The sequence below is a fragment of the Streptomyces purpurascens genome (assembly GCF_045040895.1).
Lineage (GTDB): Bacteria > Actinomycetota > Actinomycetes > Streptomycetales > Streptomycetaceae > Streptomyces > Streptomyces purpurascens.
The window spans coordinates 919060-935447 of the sequence record NZ_CP108341.1 but is presented as its reverse complement, the minus strand read 5'-3'; the positions used below and the strand labels follow the sequence as shown (position 1 = coordinate 935447).

16 protein-coding genes are annotated in these 16388 nt (G+C 70.8%); 6 read left to right on the top strand and 10 right to left on the bottom strand.

The genetic code is table 11. The annotated features are described in order from the left end of the window. Nucleotides 1-9: 9 nt before the first annotated feature. Nucleotides 10-510, bottom strand: coding sequence for a hypothetical protein (locus tag OHU35_RS04280; RefSeq protein WP_189730470.1), 501 nt, complete (start codon nucleotides 508-510; stop codon nucleotides 10-12). A 252-nt stretch (nucleotides 511-762) separates the two neighbouring features. Between OHU35_RS04280 and OHU35_RS04275 the strand changes: the two genes are divergently transcribed. The 3 genes from OHU35_RS04275 (at nucleotide 763) to htpG (ending at nucleotide 4121) form a co-directional block, all read left to right on the top strand. Next, nucleotides 763-1305 (top strand): hypothetical protein, encoded by a 543-nt coding sequence (locus OHU35_RS04275; protein WP_189730472.1) that lies wholly within the window; start codon nucleotides 763-765, stop codon nucleotides 1303-1305. A gap of 134 nt (nucleotides 1306-1439) precedes the next feature. Beyond that, nucleotides 1440-2138, top strand: a complete 699-nt coding sequence (locus OHU35_RS04270; RefSeq protein ID WP_189730474.1) for a class F sortase — start codon at nucleotides 1440-1442, stop codon at nucleotides 2136-2138. 84 nt (nucleotides 2139-2222) lie between these two features. After that, nucleotides 2223-4121, top strand: a complete 1899-nt coding sequence (htpG, locus tag OHU35_RS04265) for a molecular chaperone HtpG (RefSeq protein ID WP_359895588.1) — start codon at nucleotides 2223-2225, stop codon at nucleotides 4119-4121. A 24-nt stretch (nucleotides 4122-4145) separates the two neighbouring features. Here htpG and OHU35_RS04260 read toward each other — a convergent pair whose 3' ends face one another. From OHU35_RS04260 to OHU35_RS04250, 3 genes are all read right to left on the bottom strand, one after another. Further along, nucleotides 4146-4397 (bottom strand): twin-arginine translocase TatA/TatE family subunit, encoded by a 252-nt coding sequence (locus tag OHU35_RS04260; protein ID WP_405504712.1) that lies wholly within the window; start codon nucleotides 4395-4397, stop codon nucleotides 4146-4148. Continuing rightward, nucleotides 4385-5047 carry a hypothetical protein gene (locus tag OHU35_RS04255; protein ID WP_189730480.1) on the bottom strand — a complete coding sequence of 221 codons (663 nt, stop codon included), beginning with the start codon at nucleotides 5045-5047 and terminating at the stop codon, nucleotides 4385-4387. The genes OHU35_RS04260 and OHU35_RS04255 overlap by 13 nt, the downstream gene beginning before the upstream one ends. A 79-nt stretch (nucleotides 5048-5126) precedes the next feature. Continuing rightward, a complete protein-coding gene (locus OHU35_RS04250) occupies nucleotides 5127-5708 on the bottom strand; it encodes a TerD family protein (protein ID WP_405504710.1) in 582 nt (193 codons plus the stop codon). A gap of 148 nt (nucleotides 5709-5856) precedes the next feature. Between OHU35_RS04250 and OHU35_RS04245 the strand changes: the two genes are divergently transcribed. Next, a complete protein-coding gene (locus OHU35_RS04245; protein ID WP_189730484.1) occupies nucleotides 5857-6243 on the top strand; it encodes a BlaI/MecI/CopY family transcriptional regulator in 387 nt (128 codons plus the stop codon). Between the two features lie 6 nt (nucleotides 6244-6249). Beyond that, the gene (locus OHU35_RS04240) at nucleotides 6250-7557 is read left to right on the top strand and encodes a M56 family metallopeptidase (RefSeq protein ID WP_405504708.1); all 1308 of its coding nucleotides are present in this window, start codon (nucleotides 6250-6252) and stop codon (nucleotides 7555-7557) included. A 618-nt stretch (nucleotides 7558-8175) separates the two neighbouring features. Here OHU35_RS04240 and OHU35_RS04235 read toward each other — a convergent pair. After that, on the bottom strand, nucleotides 8176-9177 hold the full coding sequence (locus tag OHU35_RS04235) for a sporulation protein (protein WP_405509172.1): 1002 nt from the start codon (nucleotides 9175-9177) through the stop codon (nucleotides 8176-8178). A 219-nt stretch (nucleotides 9178-9396) separates the two neighbouring features. Between OHU35_RS04235 and OHU35_RS04230 the strand changes: the two genes are divergently transcribed. Then, on the top strand, nucleotides 9397-9549 hold the full coding sequence (locus tag OHU35_RS04230) for a hypothetical protein (protein WP_405504706.1): 153 nt from the start codon (nucleotides 9397-9399) through the stop codon (nucleotides 9547-9549). Between the two features lie 77 nt (nucleotides 9550-9626). Here OHU35_RS04230 and OHU35_RS04225 read toward each other — a convergent pair whose 3' ends face one another. The 5 genes from OHU35_RS04225 to OHU35_RS04205 form a co-directional block, all read right to left on the bottom strand. Then, a complete protein-coding gene (locus OHU35_RS04225) occupies nucleotides 9627-12092 on the bottom strand; it encodes a CBM35 domain-containing protein (RefSeq protein WP_189730487.1) in 2466 nt (821 codons plus the stop codon). 88 nt (nucleotides 12093-12180) lie between these two features. Beyond that, nucleotides 12181-13005 carry a carbohydrate ABC transporter permease gene (locus OHU35_RS04220; protein WP_189730489.1) on the bottom strand — a complete coding sequence of 275 codons (825 nt, stop codon included), beginning with the start codon at nucleotides 13003-13005 and terminating at the stop codon, nucleotides 12181-12183. Beyond that, entirely contained in the window at nucleotides 13002-13922 is a 921-nt protein-coding gene (locus OHU35_RS04215; protein WP_189730491.1) for a carbohydrate ABC transporter permease, read from the bottom strand. The genes OHU35_RS04220 and OHU35_RS04215 overlap by 4 nt, the downstream gene beginning before the upstream one ends. A 2-nt stretch (nucleotides 13923-13924) precedes the next feature. Continuing rightward, entirely contained in the window at nucleotides 13925-15256 is a 1332-nt protein-coding gene (locus OHU35_RS04210) for an ABC transporter substrate-binding protein (RefSeq protein ID WP_189730493.1), read from the bottom strand. A 73-nt stretch (nucleotides 15257-15329) separates the two neighbouring features. Beyond that, complete coding sequence (locus tag OHU35_RS04205; protein ID WP_405504702.1) at nucleotides 15330-16367, bottom strand: LacI family DNA-binding transcriptional regulator; 1038 nt, start codon at nucleotides 16365-16367, stop codon at nucleotides 15330-15332. Nucleotides 16368-16388 lie beyond the last annotated feature (21 nt).

The window sequence follows — 16388 nt, the reverse complement described above, 5'->3', positions numbered from 1 at the left end:
GCCGGTGCCCTACGCCCCGGCCCACTTCCGCAGCAGCGCCTCCCGCTCCTCGCGCGGCGGAGTGCCCTGGGCCGCGTGCTCACGGCCCCACGCCAGGAGGTCGCCGATCTCGGCGCCGCCGTCGGCGAGCCGCTGGAGGAGGGCGGTGGAGAGGTCGTACTCGGAGGGCAGGTAGATCCCGCCGGTGACGGCCGTGAGCACATCGACCCGGACGGTCTCCTCGGCCGTCGCCACCTCCACGGAGAAGGCGGGCGGCAGCTCGCCGTCCCCCGTGACCATGACGCACGCGGCGTCGAAGGCCATGGACGCCAGCCTCCGCACCCCGGACCGTACGGCCACGTGGTGGGTCTCGATCCGGACCACCTCGTCCCACGTCCAGAACCTGCCCCGGCCGATCCCAGGCGCCTCGACGCCGTCCTCGGACAGCCGTACCCCGGAGGTCGCTCCCGCGGGCTCGGCCCCCACATACACGGAGTCCTCGTCGATCCAGAACAGGCCGACCATGGCCATGAGCGCCTCCCGCGACGGTCCGGGGGAGAGCGGTCCTCACCCCCCGTTTCGCCGTAGGAGACGGGTGCGACGCGGTGGAGGTTGCGATCTTCCCGGTCATGGTCCGATGCCGCCGTCAGAGTGCGGTCGTAACCCATGTGAACGTCCTGGATGGTGGGACGGCCCGGCATGACTGACGGTGGTTCACGTCGAGGCCGGGTCTCCTGAGCTGGCGAGGCGTCAGCTGCCCGGCCCGCGACGGAAGGACGACCGATGCGCTCTGCCCGCATTCTGCTCGCGACGGCAACCGCCACGGCGGCCCTCGCGATCGCCGCACCCACGGCCTGTGCCGAGGCCATGGGTGACCGGGACCACGACACCACTTCTAGCAGCAAGGAGCACCACAGAGACGGCAAGCACCACGAGCCGCGCGGCGGGGTACACACGGGTGGCGGAGCGCTGGCCGCTGTGAACGCCGACGACGACTGGGACAATCCCAAGCACGACCCGGACACCTACAAGGACGGCGAGCGCGGCGAGGACCCCTGGGGCGACAAGCACGACGACCCCTACGGGGACAAGCGCGACAAGGACTGGGACGAGAAGCACGACGAGAACGGTCGGCACGACGAGCACGACGAGAACGGCCGGCACGACGAGCACGGCAAGCACGACAAGCCGCGCGGCGGTGTCCACACCGGTGGTGGCGCACTGGCCGGGCCGGCTGTCACCGCCGGCGGTCTCGCCGTGCTCGCGGTGGCCGGTACCGGCGTGTACGCGCTGCGACGCCAGAGGGGCTCGCGGGGCACGGCATGACCGATGCCTGACCACATAGCCGCCGTGGCCGCCGCACGTGCCCCTCGCGTCGCGGCGGCCCGGCTCGTCCTCCCCGCGTGTCGTGCCCGCTGCCCTGCCCGATGCGCTGCCGTGCCCGAATGAGGTGGTCCCCGATGGCAGCCAGCCCCCCTACCCCTGCCGACCCAGGCCTCGAGCCGCAGAAGTCGAAGCGCCGATTCCGCACAGCCGTGACGGCCTTCTGGGCGGTGGCCGCCCTGGTCCTGACCCTGTGCCTGGTCGGTGGCGGCGACGAGTCGTCCGACACCGCGGGCCCGCACTCCCCACCGGCCGTATCGGCGGCCGCGCCTTCCACGTCCGCTGAGCCCCACCGGGCCGGATCCTCCAGGGCCCGCCCGCATCTGCCCCGGTCCCGGCCGGTCCGCCTCCTCATCCCCAAGATCGCGGTCGACGCGCCCTTCACCGCTCTCGCCATCGACCGTTCGGGTCAGCTCGCACCCCCGCCGCCCGACGAGACCAACCTCGTCGGCTGGTACGCCAAGGGTCACTCGCCCGGAGAGACCGGCACCGCGATCATCGCCGGCCACGTGGACACCGCGACGTCCCTGGCCGTGTTCTCCCGGCTCAGCGAGCTGCGCAAGGGGGACCGGTTCCATGTGAAGCGAGCCGACGGCCGCCGGGCGACCTTCGTGGTCGACGGAGCGGAGTCCTTCGAGAAGGACGGCTTCCCCAGCGAGCGCGTGTACGGCGACACAGCCGATGCCCAGGTCCGGCTCATCACCTGCTCGGGTTCCTACGACCGCGAGGCCCGGGACTACACCGAGAACCTGGTGGTGTTCGCCCACCTCGTCTGACTTCCGGGTCTGCGGCCTGACTTGGTGTTTTACAGTTGCTGCCACGAGTTCAGGCGACTGTGACCGGTGAGGTATACGCGAACCATGACGACCGAAACGTTTGAGTTCCAGGTAGAGGCACGTCAGCTGCTCCAGCTGATGATCCACTCGGTCTACTCGAACAAGGATGTCTTCCTGCGGGAACTCGTCTCCAACGCCTCCGACGCGCTCGACAAGCTGCGTCTGGAGAAGCTGCGGGACGACTCGCTCGACGCCGACGTGTCGGATCTCCACATCCGGATCGACGTCGACAAGGAGGCCCGCACCCTCACGGTGCGGGACAACGGCATCGGGATGTCGTACGACGAGGTCGGGCAGCTCATCGGCACCATCGCCAACTCGGGCACCGCCACGTTCCTGCAGGAGCTGAAGGAGGCCAAGGACGCGGCCGGGGCCGAGGGGCTCATCGGCCAGTTCGGTGTCGGCTTCTACTCCGGCTTCATGGCGGCGGACGAGGTGACGCTGGTGAGCCGGCGGGCCGGGGAGAGCCAGGGGACCCGCTGGACGTCGCGGGGTGAGGCCACGTACACGCTGGAGAAGGTCGACGACGCGCCGCAGGGCACGTCCGTCACGCTCCACCTCAAGCCCGCCGACCCCGAGAACCAGCTCCACGACTACACCTCGCCGTGGCAGATCAAGGAGATCGTCAAGCGGTACTCGGACTTCATCACCTGGCCGATCCGGATGGTCCCGGAGGCGGGCGACGGCGACAGCGCGCCCGAGCCCGAGACGCTGAACTCGATGAAGGCCCTGTGGGCGCGCTCGCGCGACGAGGTGTCCGACGACGAGTACCACGAGCTGTACAAGCACATCAGCCACGACTGGCGCGAGCCGCTGGAGACGATCCGGCTCCAGGCGGAGGGCACGTTCGAGTACCAGGCCCTGCTCTTCGTCCCCGCGCACGCCCCGCACGACCTGTTCACGAGGGACTTCAAGCGCGGCATCCAGCTCTATGTGAAGCGCGTCTTCATCATGGACGACTGCGAGGCGCTGCTGCCGCCGTACCTCCGCTTCGTCAAGGGCGTCGTCGACGCGGCGGACCTCTCGCTCAACGTCTCCCGCGAGATCCTCCAGCAGGACCGGCACATCCGGATGATGCAGCGCCGGCTGACCAAGAAGGTCCTGGCCACGGTCAAGGAGTTCATGACCAAGGACGCCGACCGCTACGCCACGTTCTGGCGGGAGTTCGGCACCGTCCTCAAGGAGGGCCTGGTCACCGACTCCGAGAACCGCGACGCCATCCTCGCCGTCTCCTCGTTCGCGACCACGCACGCCGACGACGAGCCCACGACCCTCGCCCGGTACGTGGAGCGGATGAAGGACGGCCAGGACGACATCTACTACCTCACCGGCGAGTCCCGGCAGAGCATCGAGAACTCCCCGCACATGGAGGCGTTCCGCGACAAGGGCATCGAGGTCCTGCTGCTCACCGACGCCGTCGACGAGGTGTGGGTGGACGCCGTGGGCGAGTACGAGGGCAAGCGGCTGAGGTCCGTCGCCAAGGGTGAGATCGACCTGGACGCCCAGGGGGACGAGAAGGCCGACGAGGAGCGGGAGAAGCAGGCCGAGGACTACGCCGGGCTGCTCGGCTGGATGCGGGAGCGGCTGGGCGAGGACATCAAGGAGGTGCGCCTGTCGGCGCGGCTCACCGTCTCTCCCGCCTGTGTCGTCTCGGACGCGCACGATCTGACCCCGGCCCTGGAGAACATGTACCGGGCGATGGGCCAGGAGGTGCCGCGCGCCCAGCGGATCCTCGAGCTCAACCCCGGCCATCCGCTGGTGAAGGGCCTGAACCAGGCGTACAACGAGCGCGAGGACCGCTCGGGCCTCGTCGAGTCCGCCGAGCTGCTGCACACGCTTGCGGTGCTCGCCGAGGGCGGCCAGCCCAAGGACCCCGCCCGTTTCGTCAAGCTGGTGGCGGACCGCCTGGAGCGCACGCTGTAGCCACGGGACGGATCACAGGACGGATCAGGAGTGGTCCGGGGCGCCCGTCGCCCGCGCGCCGTGCGGGGTCGTGCCGGTGCCCGGAGGGACGATCTCGCCCTGGACCACCCGCGGCGCCGTGTCCGATCCGGCCTCCTCGTCCTTCGCGGCACGTGCCTCCGCCTTGAGGATGCGCGCCGACTTGCCGGCGGAGCGGGCGAGTTCGGGGAGCTTCCTCGCTCCGATCACGGCTATGACGACGATGAGGATGATCGCGAGCTCGCTCAGTCCGAACATGGTGTCCTGTCCTTTCCCGCCCGGGCCGGGCACGGCGCGAGCGTATCGGGCGGGGAGCACGGCGTCATCGCCGCCTCGGATCGCGGGACCAGCTGCCCGCGCAGGTGGGGCAGCATGGCGAGGTCGAGCAGCGCCTGCCGCCAGGCCAGCCGGGCGTGCTCCACACGCTCGGCCGTCGGTGCGCCGCGCCGCCCCAGGGCCGTGCGCAGCAGCGCGGCCAGGGCGAGGAGGCCGGTCACGGCCGCCACGAGTGCCAGGGTCCAGCCGGCCGCGAGGAGCGATCCGGGCAACGGCCCCGGGGCGTCGGTCACCTGGAGCAGACCGCCGAGCAGGAGCAGCGCCCCGGCGGACGTGGCCGCCACGAGCGGCGTGAGCACCGCGAGGGCGGGCAGCAGACTGCCGGTGCCGAGCGGGCGCCGCGCCTCGTGCCGGGCCGCCCGCCGTACGGCGAGATAGGCGCGGTACGGCTCGCCGGCCGCCGCCGCGACGTCGTCGGCGTGGGCCAGTGTGTGGGCGCGCAGGTGCGCGGCCGCCCGGCCGGTCGGGTCGGCACCGAGGGCACCGCGGATGTCCGCGGTGCTCAGCGCCAGGTGCAGTACCGCTTCGAAATCCGCGCGGTCCTCGGGGCGGAGGCGGGACGGTTCGGCCACATGGTCTCCCGGTCGGTTGCTGATGCGGCCCCCCGGGCCCGCCATGCGCCGGCGGGCCCGGGGGTGCGGTCGGCCCGTGTCAGACGCTGACGCCGAAGTCGGAGGCGATACCGGCCAGCCCGGAGGCGTATCCCTGGCCGACGGCACGGAACTTCCACTCCTCGCCGTGCCGGTAGAGCTCGCCGAAGACCATCGCCGTCTCGGTGGAGGCGTCCTCGGACAGGTCGTAGCGGGCGATCTCCTGGCCGCCGGCCTGGTTGACGACCCGGATGAACGCGTTGCGGACCTGTCCGAAGCTCTGGCCGCGGTTCTCGGCGTCGTGGATGGACACCGGGAACACGATCTTGTCGATCTCGGCGGGCACGGCGGCGAGGTTCACCTTGACGGTCTCGTCGTCGCCCTCGCCCTCGCCCTCGCCGGTGAGGTTGTCGCCGGTGTGCTCGACCGAGCCGTCCGGGCTCTTCAGGTTGTTGTAGAAGACGAAGTGCTGGTCGGAGGGGACCTTGCCGGAAGCGTCCAGGAGCAGGGCGGAGGCGTCCAGGTCGTAGTCCGTGCCGGTGGTCGTGCGGACGTCCCAGCCCAGGCCGACCAGGACGGCGGTGAGGCCCGGCGCCTCCTTGCTGAGCGAGACGTTGCCGCCCTTGGACAGGGAAACTCCCACGGGGTACTCCTTCTTGACGTGTGCGTTCCGGGTCCGGGAAGCGAACCCACCTGAAATCTACAACACTGTAGAAGGGAAAGGGTGTGGTCCCGCCGATCTATACGATGTGCCCACGGGCAACGCAGGGCGGTGGAAGGGAGGCAGGGCGGTGACGGATCCCCGGCAGCGACCCCGGCGGGGGCAGGGCGAGCTGGAGGCGCTGGTGCTGGAGGCGCTGCGGGAGGCGGACGGTCCGGCGACGGCCGGCTGGGTGCAGGAACGCCTCGGCGGTGACCTCGCGTACACGACGGTGATCACGATCCTGACCCGGTTGCTGGGCAAGGGCGCTGTCACCCGGGAGCGGGTCGGCCGGTCCTTCGCCTGGACGCCCGCCTCGGACCAGGCGGGCCTGGCCGCCCGGAAGATGCGCAAGGTGCTGGACGCCGAGAGCGACCGCGAGGCCGTGCTGGCCAGTTTCCTCACCGGCCTCGGCCCGGACGACGAACGGCTGCTGCGTGACCTGCTGGATCAGGCTCATGGCGAAGGGGAAGACTGAAGCCTCATGGGGGTCTTCGTCTTTATGCCGCTGGTCCTGCCGCTCACCGCGTGGCCGGTCGCGCGCCTGGCCGAACAGCATCTGCATCCGCGCACCGCGACCCGGCTGCTGACCGCGATGGCCGCGGTCCTTGCGCTGTGCAGCACCGTGTGTCTGGGCCTGGTCATGGTGGTCGGCACCGCCCAGCTCCCCGGCAACCCGCTGCCCGACGGCTGGTCGGACCCCGAGGTCCGGGCGGCGGTGCCGTACGACGAGATCGTCGGCAAGGCCGCCATTCCCGCGCTGTGCGCGGTGCTCGCCGCCTGCGGCCGGACCCTGTGGCGGCACGCCCGCGTACGCCGCCGGGCCCACCGCGCCCTGGCCGGGCTGCCGGACACGGAGGTGGCGGTACTGCCGGACGCCGTGCCGTACGCGTATGCGCTGCCTGGGCGTCTGGGCGGGACCGCTCTGCGGGTTGGCGGAGGCCGTCGGGGGAGTGGTGCTCTGCGGGCCGGCGACGGCTGGCGTGATGGTGGAGCCTTGCGTGGCGGGGCCGGCCGTTGGGCTGGCGGCGTGTTGCGCGCCGGCGTGGGCCGTTGGGTCGGCCACGCTCTGCGTTGCGGCGGAGGCCGTGGGGTCGGTGGTGCTCTGCGTGCCGCCGACGGCTGGCGCGCTGGTGGTGCGTTGCGTGGCGGGGTCGGCCGTTGGGCTGGTGGTGTGTTGCGCGGCAGTAGCGGCCGTAACCGTGGTGATGTTCTGGGTGCCGGCGTCAGCCCTCGGGGCAGCGGTGCTCCGCGTGGTGGTGCCGGTCGCCCTGCCCGAGGCCCGCGCGCGGGGCGTGTCGTGGTGACCACCGGTCTGCTGGACCAGCTGCGGTCGGCCGAGCGCCGGGCCCTGTTCGCCCATGAGCGGGCGCACCTCGCAGCCCGGCACGACCGCTTCCTGCTCGCCGTGCAGCTCGCCGCCCGGGCCAACCCGTTCCTGCGGCCGCTGCGCACGGCCGTGGCGTATACGGCCGAGCGGTGGGCCGACGAGGAGGCGGCCCGGGCGATCGGCAGCCGCCGCACGGTGGCGCGGGCGATCGGCACGGCCGCCCTCGTCTCCCGGGGCACGCCGGTGCCGACGCTCGCGGGACTCGCCGCCCCGGGGCCGGTGCCGCGCCGGGTGGCGGCCCTGCTCGGCCCCGCCCCCGTCGTCCGCACCTGGCCCTCGGTGTTCACCTCGGTCGGACTCGCGGCGTGGGGCGCGGCCGCGGGAACGGCCGTGTCGGCGATGTCGTCCGCGAACTCGGCCGTCACGATGGTGCTCATCCTGCATGCGGCGACGCCTTTGTGAGGCCTGTGGCGGGCGGGTGGGTCACGGCCCGGGACGGTCGGCCGGGGCCCGCGGCCCGGGCTGCTGCCGAGGCCTCCTGATGAGGAGGCCTCCTGCTGAGGCCGCCCGCCCCAGGGGCAGCGCCGCGGGGTAGGGCGCCGGGGCAGAGACCTGGACCAGCGCCCCGGGCGGTCGCCGGCCCGGGTGGCCTGCCCTGCCGGACCCCCGCCTTGGGACGCAGCAGCCTGGGCACCGCGCTCTGCGTGGTTTCGGGCCGCCGCGCCTCGGCCCGGCATCACCGGCCCCGGGGGGCGTTCTGGATCAGTGCCCGGGGCGTGCGCCGGCCGGGTGGCCTGCCGCCGGGCCTCCGTTGCGGGACGCAGCCCGGGCACCGCTTCCCTGTGCGGGCACCGAGCCGCGCCTCAGCCCGGCATCACCGGCCCCGGGCGAACGTCCTGGATCAGTGCCCCAGGCCAGGGCCCTTGACCAGCGCCCCAGGCGGGCGCCGCCCGGGGAAGTCTGCCCGCCGGATCGCCGCCTCGGTATCCAGCAGCCCGGGCACCGCTCCCTGCGTGGGCACGGGGCCACCCCGCTTCAGCCCGGCGTCAGCCGGCCTCAGCCGGCAGCCCCAGCCCGGCCTCAGCCCTCCTCTTCCTCGTCACCCTCGAAGAAGTCCCCGACCTCGTCGACGACTTCACCGGCGACCATGCCGCCGACGACCCCGGCGGCGAGCCCGGCCGCACCCGCCGCGACGGCGGTCCCCATGCCGGGGCCCGAGCGGCGGTCGTCGTGGTGCTGACCGTCGTGCCCGTGGCTGCCCGGGCCGAACGCGGCGGGGGAGCCGAACCCCACGGGGGAGCCGTACGACGCCCGGTGCTCGACGAGTTGCTGGATCCAGCCGTCGACGATCACGGGCCAGTCCTGGTGCTCGACACCCTCGTGGGAGACGTTGAAGCGGGTGAGCGCGTCGTGGCCGGAGGACAGGAAGCCGCCGCGCTTGTCCGCCTCGAGTACGACCTCCATGCCGCCCGGGTTCGCCAGGAACGTCAGCTCGATCTCGTTGACCTGCTGCGCGTACCGGGGTGACGGGACGAGCTCGATCTCCTGGTAGAACGGCAGTTGCTGGCCGGTGCCGCCGATGCGCCCGTACTCGAGGTCGGCCGACTTGAAACCGAACCCGAGCCCGCCCAGGGCTTCGAGCACGGCCTCCTGCACCGGCAGTGGCGCGACGATCAGCTGGTCCAGATCGCCCTTGTCCTTCGCACCCGCCACCGACAGCTCGGTGCGCACGCCGAGGACGACGCCCAGGCTCTGCCCGTGCAACTGGTTGGCCGGCGTCTCCCACGGCAGGGTCATGCTGAACGGCACACCGCGCTGCTCGCCCTCGGCGAGCCGGAACCCGCCGCCGACGGTGAAGCGGTCGAAGGCGACGACGCCCTCGCTCTCACCGCCCTCGTGCTCGGCCTCGACCCGGGCCACCAGCTCCAGGGTGATGTGCTCGATGTCGAAGTCGGCTTTGCCGCCCACGAGTTGGACCTGACCGGTGAGCGTGCCGCCGGGCCGGACGGGAGCCGGGTCGAGGACCGTGTCGACGGTGGGTCCACCCACGCCGAGCGCGCCGAGCAGTCGTTTGAACACCATGGTGGGCGTCCACTCCTTCACATGCGTGTGCTGACGTTCTACAAGCATGTAGAAGCATAGGGGATGGGGTCGGGTGAGGGAGTGTCAGGGAGGTGGGCCGGTGTCTCGCGCGCGGCCGAGGTGGTACATCGTGCTCTGACTCCCGACCTCACGTCGATGCCTCAGCGTGTTCACATTGCTACGGTGCGTGCACGTCCACGGTGGGGTGAAGGAGCGGACATGTGTGCTTCATGGCAGCAGTACGAGGTGGCACCCGGGGGAAGCGCGGACTCGGACACGGGCGTCGCGGCGGTGTCCCGGATCCCGGGCAGCATGGAAGTGTGGTGGATCGGCGCGGGGACATCGGTCGAGGGGGCCTACTGGTACGAGTGAGAGTCGGACCGGACGGCGACGCCGGTTGCGGAGGAGAACACTCATTCCTCCGCAACCGACGCCTGTCACCGCACGGTTCAGCCCACGACCCGGCCCAGCTCGATCCGGTCGATGTTCGGCGCCCAGGCGCTCGCGTTGCCGAACGTCACCTTGTTGGCACCCTTCTTCAGATCGACCGGGACACCGACGGTCCAGTAGTCGTCGAAGCTCCAGGTGTTCTTGAAGGTGACCTTCACCGGCGCCGCGGTTCCGACCGTGAGGTCCGCCGTACGGGACATGATGTCCGTGTTGTAGGCGTGGCCGTTGTCCCGGCGGTCGTTGTGCGCGTAGTGGACGACCAGCACATGGCGGCCGGACCGCGGCGCGTTCACCGTGAACTCGGCCGTGCTGGAGGGGCTGTTGCCGAGCCAGCCGATGTACGAGCCGGCGGACGCGTGCGGGGAGTCGACGAGCTTGGCGCCGCCCGCGAGCGTGGCCGAGGCGCCCTCGTAGGAGAGGGTGCCGGCGGCCGAACCGTCGCCGGAGACGTCGAGGGAGCGCACGGCGGCGTGGCCCGACGTCATCGCGATCCGGTTGTTGCCCGCGACCAGGTAGAGCCGCAGCGGGCGGCCGGGCGCGGCCGTGACCGCCTCCCCGTGCAGCGCGAGCTTCACCGCCGCCGAGGCCCGCGGCACCACCGTGTAGTAACCGTCACGCGGGGCGTAGACGTCGAACACCGCCTTGTCGCCGGAGCGCAGCACCAGGGCGCCCGTACCCACGCCGGCCGAGGAGGAGTAGTCGTACGACGGCTTGCCGCTGATGTCCGCCAGGCTGGCCTCGTACGACGCGGAGGCCGCGCCCGTCCGCGTGGTCAGGTCGATCCGGTCGAGCGTGACCTCGGCGTCGCCCTTGGACAGAACCAACTGGTGCGTACCGGCCTTCAGTTGGACGCCGACGTCCTTCTTGGCGCGGTACGTCCAGTTCTCGGTGGAGGGGTAGCCGACCGTCACCGGGTCGCCGCCGTCGACCGACAGCTTCTGCGTGGCGGGGCCGCCGGACTGGTTGCCGTACAGGATCGCCAGGTCGTACGTGCCGTCCTTCGGCACCGTCACCGTGAAGGCGACCTTGCTGCCGGGCTGGTTGAGCGAACCGACGTCCTTGGTGCCGGAGGCCGCGTAGCCGTTGGCGTTCTGCACGGTGCCCTGGGTGTACACCTTGCCGTCGGTGATGGCCGCGTCCTCGGCCTCGTACGACGCCGACCACGGGACGGACGCGGCGGACGGGGTGCCCGAGCCGCCGGGGGTGAGGACGATCCGGTACGCCGACATCTTGTGCAGTCCGCGCAGCGGGACGGTCACCGAACCGTCCTCCGCCACCTTCACCTTGGTGCGCGCCAGGACCCGCGGCGCCGCGTGCTGCCCCTCGTAACCGGACCAGGCCGCCTCGGCGACCGTCGCGGTGACCGTACGGCCGAACACCGACCGCGGGACGTTCCGCACGACCACGTCCGAGTCCGCGGCGGAGCCGCCGAGCAGCACCTGCGCCTGGCGGCGGGAGGCGTCGAGCGAGGCGAGGCCCTGGAGCGTGTCGATCGTGTTGGCCTGCGGCGGCGTCACCTTCACGGTGTTCCCGGTCATGCCCGCGTACCAGCGGAACAGCCACCAGCCGCCGTTGGGGATGTTCGAACGCACCACATGGCCGCTGAGATTGCCGGCGGCGTCCCAGTAGGCCATGTTGGCGTACACCTTGTTGCGCTCGAACATGGACACCCATTGCACGAGCTGCCCGGGCACGGACAGATCGCGGCGGTTGGCGTACTCATCGATGTTGATCTTCAGCGGGGCGATGCCCGCCTCGCGCTCCAGCGCGCGGTAGTCGTCGTAGTGCGCCTGGAAGTCGCGCAGCGAACCGGAGCCCAGCTCGTGCCAGGTCATCACCTGGGGGAGTACGTTCTCCCGCTTGGCGAAGGCGAGGAAGTCCTTCAACAGGCGTGTGTGGTAAGCCGCTTCATTGGGTCCGGCGATCCGTGCGTCCGGGTCGATCGCGCGGATCCGCTGGTACACCGTCTTCCAGTCCTTGAAGAACCGGTCACGGTTCTTCTCGTACTGGGCCTGGTCCTGGACGTCGAGCTTGTACCAGATCTGGTCGGGCTCGTTGAACGGGATGTAGACGAAGCGGTCGCTGTTAGGGTCGGCCGAGACCTCCTTGACGATCTTGTCGACCTTGGGGAGGTAGTCGTCGATGCCGAGGTCCTCGTACGGCCACTTGGCGTAGATGTCCTGCATCATCACGTTGACCTCGCCGCCGCCGTTGCGGAAGAACGACTTGGAGACGGTGAGCGCGTCGCCGTTGGGGTGCTGGGCGCCGCCCTCCGGCTTCTGCGAGACGCTGGTGATCTTCAGGGGTGCCATCGCGGCGTCGCTGGGCACCCCGTCGTCGCTGAGCCCGTACAGCGAGCCGTTGGCGCCCAGCATCACCGGCCCCTCGGAGGCGTTGAGGTCGACGCTGAGGCGTTGGGGATCGGCCGCGGCGGCGGGACCGGCCGCGGGGAGGGTGCCTGCCATGGCGGCTGCTCCAAGTAGTGCTGTCACTAGGGCGGTTCTGGTGCGGGATCTTGTGCGGGCGGGGGTGCTCACGCTGCTGGACCTCCAGTCACTTCACGGCTCCACTGGTGATTCCGGACACGATCTTTCGCTGGCCGACGAGGAACACGGCGACCATGGGCAGGCTCATCACCACGACGTACGCGAAGACGAGATGCCAGTTGTTGAGGTAGAGCTGGGCGCTGGCGACCTGGTAGAGGTTGAGCGGCAAGGTCGCCCTGTCTCCGCCGCCGAGGACGAAGAACGCGTAGAAGACATCGCTCCAGGCGTAGAGCATCACCATGATCGTCGCGGTGGCGATCACCGGCCGGAGCAGCGGAAGCACGATCCGCCAGAAGATCCGTGACGGCGTCGCCCCGTCCATCCGGGCCGCCTCCTCCAGCTCCGTGGGGATGGCGCGGATGAACCCGGTCATGAAGAAGATCGACGTCGACAGGTACATGCCGGTGTAGACGGCGATCATGCCCGGCCGGGTGTTCGCCAGGCCCATCTGCCGCAGCTCCATCACGATGGTGATGACGGCGGGCGGCAGCAGCAGTCCGCTGATGCACAGCGCGTACGCCGCCGAGACCAGCTTCGACTTGCGGCGGGCGAACACCCAGGCGGCGCCCGCACCCAGGATCAGCACCAGGACCACCGAAGGCACCACGACCAGCAGCGAGTTGAGGAAGCCGCGCAGCATCTCGCCCTCGCTGACGGCGTCCGCGTAGTTGCTCGCGGGCTGCCAGTGCCCGGGCAGGTCCAGGTTCGGCTCGATCGCCTCTGCCTGCGGCTTGGCCGAGGTGACGGCGACCAGCCACAGCGGCACACCGACGGCCAGCGCGGCGAGCAGGACGACGAGGGAAGGGCGGCCGTACCGCCATACCGCGGTCACAGCAGCTGCTCCCTTCGCCGGAGCCCGACGACCAGCGGGATCGCCACGGCGACCACCACCAGGAACAGCACGAGGCTCATCGCGGAGGCCTGGGCGTACAGGCCCTGTCCGAAGATCCGGAACATGTAGATGTTGAAGACCTCCGTGGAGGCCGCGGGGCCGCCGCCGGTCGTGGCCTGCACGATGTCGAAGGTGTTCATCGAACCGATCAGCGCCGTGGTGACGTTGAAGGTGACGGCCGGCGCCAGCATCGGCCAGCGCACCGACCAGAACGTCCGCCAGGGCCCCGCGCCGTCACACTTCGCGGCCTCCAGCATCTCGCCGGGGATGCCCTTGAGCCCGGCCAGATAGATCAGCATCGACAGGCCCATCCACTTCCAGCCGTGGATGAGCGTGACGATCACCAGCGTCCAGGTCGTCGAACCCAGCCAGGGGATGTCCGTGCCCAGCAGGGAGTTGACGGCCCCGTCCTGGTCCAGCAGCGCCTGGAAGACGTAACCGGTCGCGAGGGCCGAGATCAGCACCGGCAGGAAGAAGACGGCACGGAAGAACCGGTTGAAGCGGCTGTCGTCCTCCAGCAGCAGCGCCAGCACGAGCCCGAAGCCGTTCTGGAACAGTGCTGCCAGCAGGGCGTACACCAGGGTCGTCCGGATCGCCCGCAGCAGCGAGCCGTCCTCGGCGATGGTCTTGAAGTTGTCCAGGCCCGTGAACGCGATGTCCGCGTGGTACGAGGACCAGTTGGTGAACGGGTAGTAGAAGTTGAGCAGGTTCGGCACCAGGAAGAAGCCCGCGAAGACGACGATCGCGGGCAGCGCGAACCACCAGGGGTGGTGCACGGCCGCGCGTGGCAGCCGCCCCACCTTCTTCGGCGCGCCCCTGACCGGCGCGGGCTTGGTACGTACGACCGTGTCCGCCATCGTCAGAACCCGGGCGCGCCCTGGGCCTTGGCCACCTGCGCGAACTGGTCCTGGATCGCCTGCGCGACCTGCTGCGGGCTCTTCTTGCCGAAGATCATGTCGGCCAGGTAGAGGTGGGTGTCCGGGGCGACGATCGCCTTGGCCTGGAAGACGCCGATGGCCTTCGGCAGGGCCGCCACCTGGGCCTTGGACGTCTCGGGCAGTCCGCCGGGGGTGGGCACGGACGGCTGCACGGACGGGATCTTCATCGTCTTGATGTAGTCCGGGTAGTCCGGCCCGAGCCAGAAGGCGAGGAACTGCCGGGCCGCGTTCTGCCGCTTGTCGTCACCGGTCTTGAAGGCGACGACACCGTTGGTCTGGTCGGGGGAGTACAGGCCGGTGGCCGAGGAGTTGGCGACCGGGAACCAGCCGATCTTCTTGTCGATCTCGGCGGTGGAGTACTTGGCCTGCAACTGGCTCTGGAAGGACGTGACGTTGAGGACCATGCCGGCCTCGCCCTTCCACAGCGCGTCGGCCTGCCCGGTGAACGTGCCCGTCCGGTAGTTCTTCTGGGCGAGCCCGGCGTCGAGCAGCTTCTCCTTGTACTTCTTGATCGCGCCGACGACGACCGGGTCGGTCCACTTCTTCCTGCCCGCGTTCAGATCGGCCCACCACTGCTGGTCGAGGTCGGTGAGCTGGACCTGCATCTGCCACTGCAGCGGCCACTTGTCGCCGCCGGCCTCGTAGAAGGCGGCGGCGTCGGACTTGTCGACGACCTTGCGGCCGAGGGCGAGCAGGTCGTCGTAGGACTTGGGGAAGTCCTTCTCGCTCAGCCCGGCCTTCCGGAAGACGTCCTTGTTGTAGTAGACGCCGAGCATGGCGGGGCTGGTGACGATCGCCGCGTACCGTTTGCCGTCGATCATGCCGAGCGACTTCTCGGTTCCGCCGAGCTTGGCCTCCCACGGCTCCCCGTCCAGGGTCAGCAGGTTCTGCTTCGGCTGGATGAACGGCAGGGTGGAGATCGAGGGCTGCCAGAACATCAGGTCGGGGCGGTCGCCGGACGCCAGCTTCGTCGGCACGTTCTGCTCGTAGAGGTCCGGGATCGCCTGGGTGTCGACCTTGGCGCCGGTGGCCTTCTCGAAGGCGTCGATGACCTGCTTGGGCGCGTTGACCGTGTTCTGCGCCGTCCACATGGTCAGCTTCACGCCGTCGAGGCGGGCGGTGGGGTTGACCTCCGCCTTCTTCCCGCCCGAACCGGAGTCGCCGGAGTCCCCGGCGGTCGGGTCACTGCACGCGGTGGCGGCCAGGCCGGCGGCGCATATCAGCGCCAGGGCGGGGAGAGCTCTTCTCTTCATCTCGTGCCTTTCCGGAGCAGGTGGTTCAGGTTCAGGTGGCGGGACTCACAACTGCTGGGCGGATGAGCGGTGTTCAGTGACCGGCGGGCGGTGGCCCCGAGCTCTCCCGCACCACCAGCTCGGGTACGGACACGGGATGGGGGGCGACCTGCGCCGACTCCTCCAGCACCCCGTGCAGCAGGGCGAACGCGGACCGCCCGAGGCCGGTGAAGTCCAGGCGTACGGTCGTCAGGGACGGTGTGAGGAAGGCGGAGTGCGGGGCGTCGTCGAAACCGGCCACGCTGACCTCGCCCGGCACCGAGCGGCCGGCCTCGTGCAGGGCGCGGAGCACGCCGAGCGCGAGGTCGTCGTTGCCGCACAGGATCGCGGTGACGGACGGGTCGCCCGCCAGCTTCAGCCCTGCCGCGTGACCGCCCGCCGGTCCCCAACTGCTCTGTACGGGACGGGATTCCGGGGCGCCGGCCTCCTTCAGCGCCTGCCGCCAGCCGCTGGTGCGGGCGCTGGTGCGGCGGGTGCTGGACGGGATGGCGACGTAGTGCACGGTCTCGTGGCCGAGGGAGAGCAGATGCCGGGTCGCCTGGTAGGCGGCCTCGCGGTCGTCGGTCCAGACCCACGGGCGGTCGCCGCCGGGCGGGCTCGCCGGGGTCTCGACCACGCCGACGACCGGCAGCGTCGAGGGCACGGCTCCCAGCGCCCGTACACCGGCCGGATCGTATGCGATCACGATGAGCCCGCCGCCCGCGTCCGCCGCACGCTGCACCTCCGCGGCGACGGCCGCGTCGTCCGCGGACTCCAGGACCCCGATCCCGACCGCGTACGACGCGGCGCGGGCGGCCTCCTCGATGCCCTGGAGGATCGAGGCGTAGCCGTAGTGGGTGGTGTTCGCGGTGAGCACGGTCACGGCCCGGCTGCGCCCGCTGGCCAGGGCGTGGGCGGTGACGTTGCGGCGGAAGCCCAGTTCGTCGATGGCGGCGAGCACCCGCTCCCGGGTGGACGGCCGCACGCTCGGATGGCCGTTGATCACCCGCGAGACCGTCTGGTACGAGACCCCCGCCGCGGTCGCGACGTCCCTGATGCTCGCCGGGCGCCTTGTGTGACCGGTCACATTCATGCGAGGATTGTGACCGGTCAC

Excerpts from the sequence above, each read along its gene's own strand:
- OHU35_RS04280 (WP_189730470.1), bottom strand. The coding sequence starts at position 510 with ATGGCCATGGTCGGCCTGTTCTGGATCGACGAGGACTCCGTGTATGTG.
- OHU35_RS04275 (WP_189730472.1), top strand. The coding sequence starts at position 763 with ATGCGCTCTGCCCGCATTCTGCTCGCGACGGCAACCGCCACGGCGGCC.
- OHU35_RS04270 (WP_189730474.1), top strand. The coding sequence starts at position 1,440 with ATGGCAGCCAGCCCCCCTACCCCTGCCGACCCAGGCCTCGAGCCGCAG.
- htpG (WP_359895588.1), top strand. The coding sequence starts at position 2,223 with ATGACGACCGAAACGTTTGAGTTCCAGGTAGAGGCACGTCAGCTGCTC.
- OHU35_RS04260 (WP_405504712.1), bottom strand. The coding sequence starts at position 4,397 with ATGTTCGGACTGAGCGAGCTCGCGATCATCCTCATCGTCGTCATAGCC.
- OHU35_RS04240 (WP_405504708.1), top strand. The coding sequence starts at position 6,250 with ATGGGGGTCTTCGTCTTTATGCCGCTGGTCCTGCCGCTCACCGCGTGG.
- OHU35_RS04235 (WP_405509172.1), bottom strand. The coding sequence starts at position 9,177 with ATGGTGTTCAAACGACTGCTCGGCGCGCTCGGCGTGGGTGGACCCACC.
- OHU35_RS04230 (WP_405504706.1), top strand. The coding sequence starts at position 9,397 with ATGTGTGCTTCATGGCAGCAGTACGAGGTGGCACCCGGGGGAAGCGCG.
- OHU35_RS04225 (WP_189730487.1), bottom strand. The coding sequence starts at position 12,092 with ATGGCAGGCACCCTCCCCGCGGCCGGTCCCGCCGCCGCGGCCGATCCC.
- OHU35_RS04215 (WP_189730491.1), bottom strand. The coding sequence starts at position 13,922 with ATGGCGGACACGGTCGTACGTACCAAGCCCGCGCCGGTCAGGGGCGCG.
- OHU35_RS04210 (WP_189730493.1), bottom strand. The coding sequence starts at position 15,256 with ATGAAGAGAAGAGCTCTCCCCGCCCTGGCGCTGATATGCGCCGCCGGC.
- OHU35_RS04205 (WP_405504702.1), bottom strand. The coding sequence starts at position 16,367 with ATGAATGTGACCGGTCACACAAGGCGCCCGGCGAGCATCAGGGACGTC.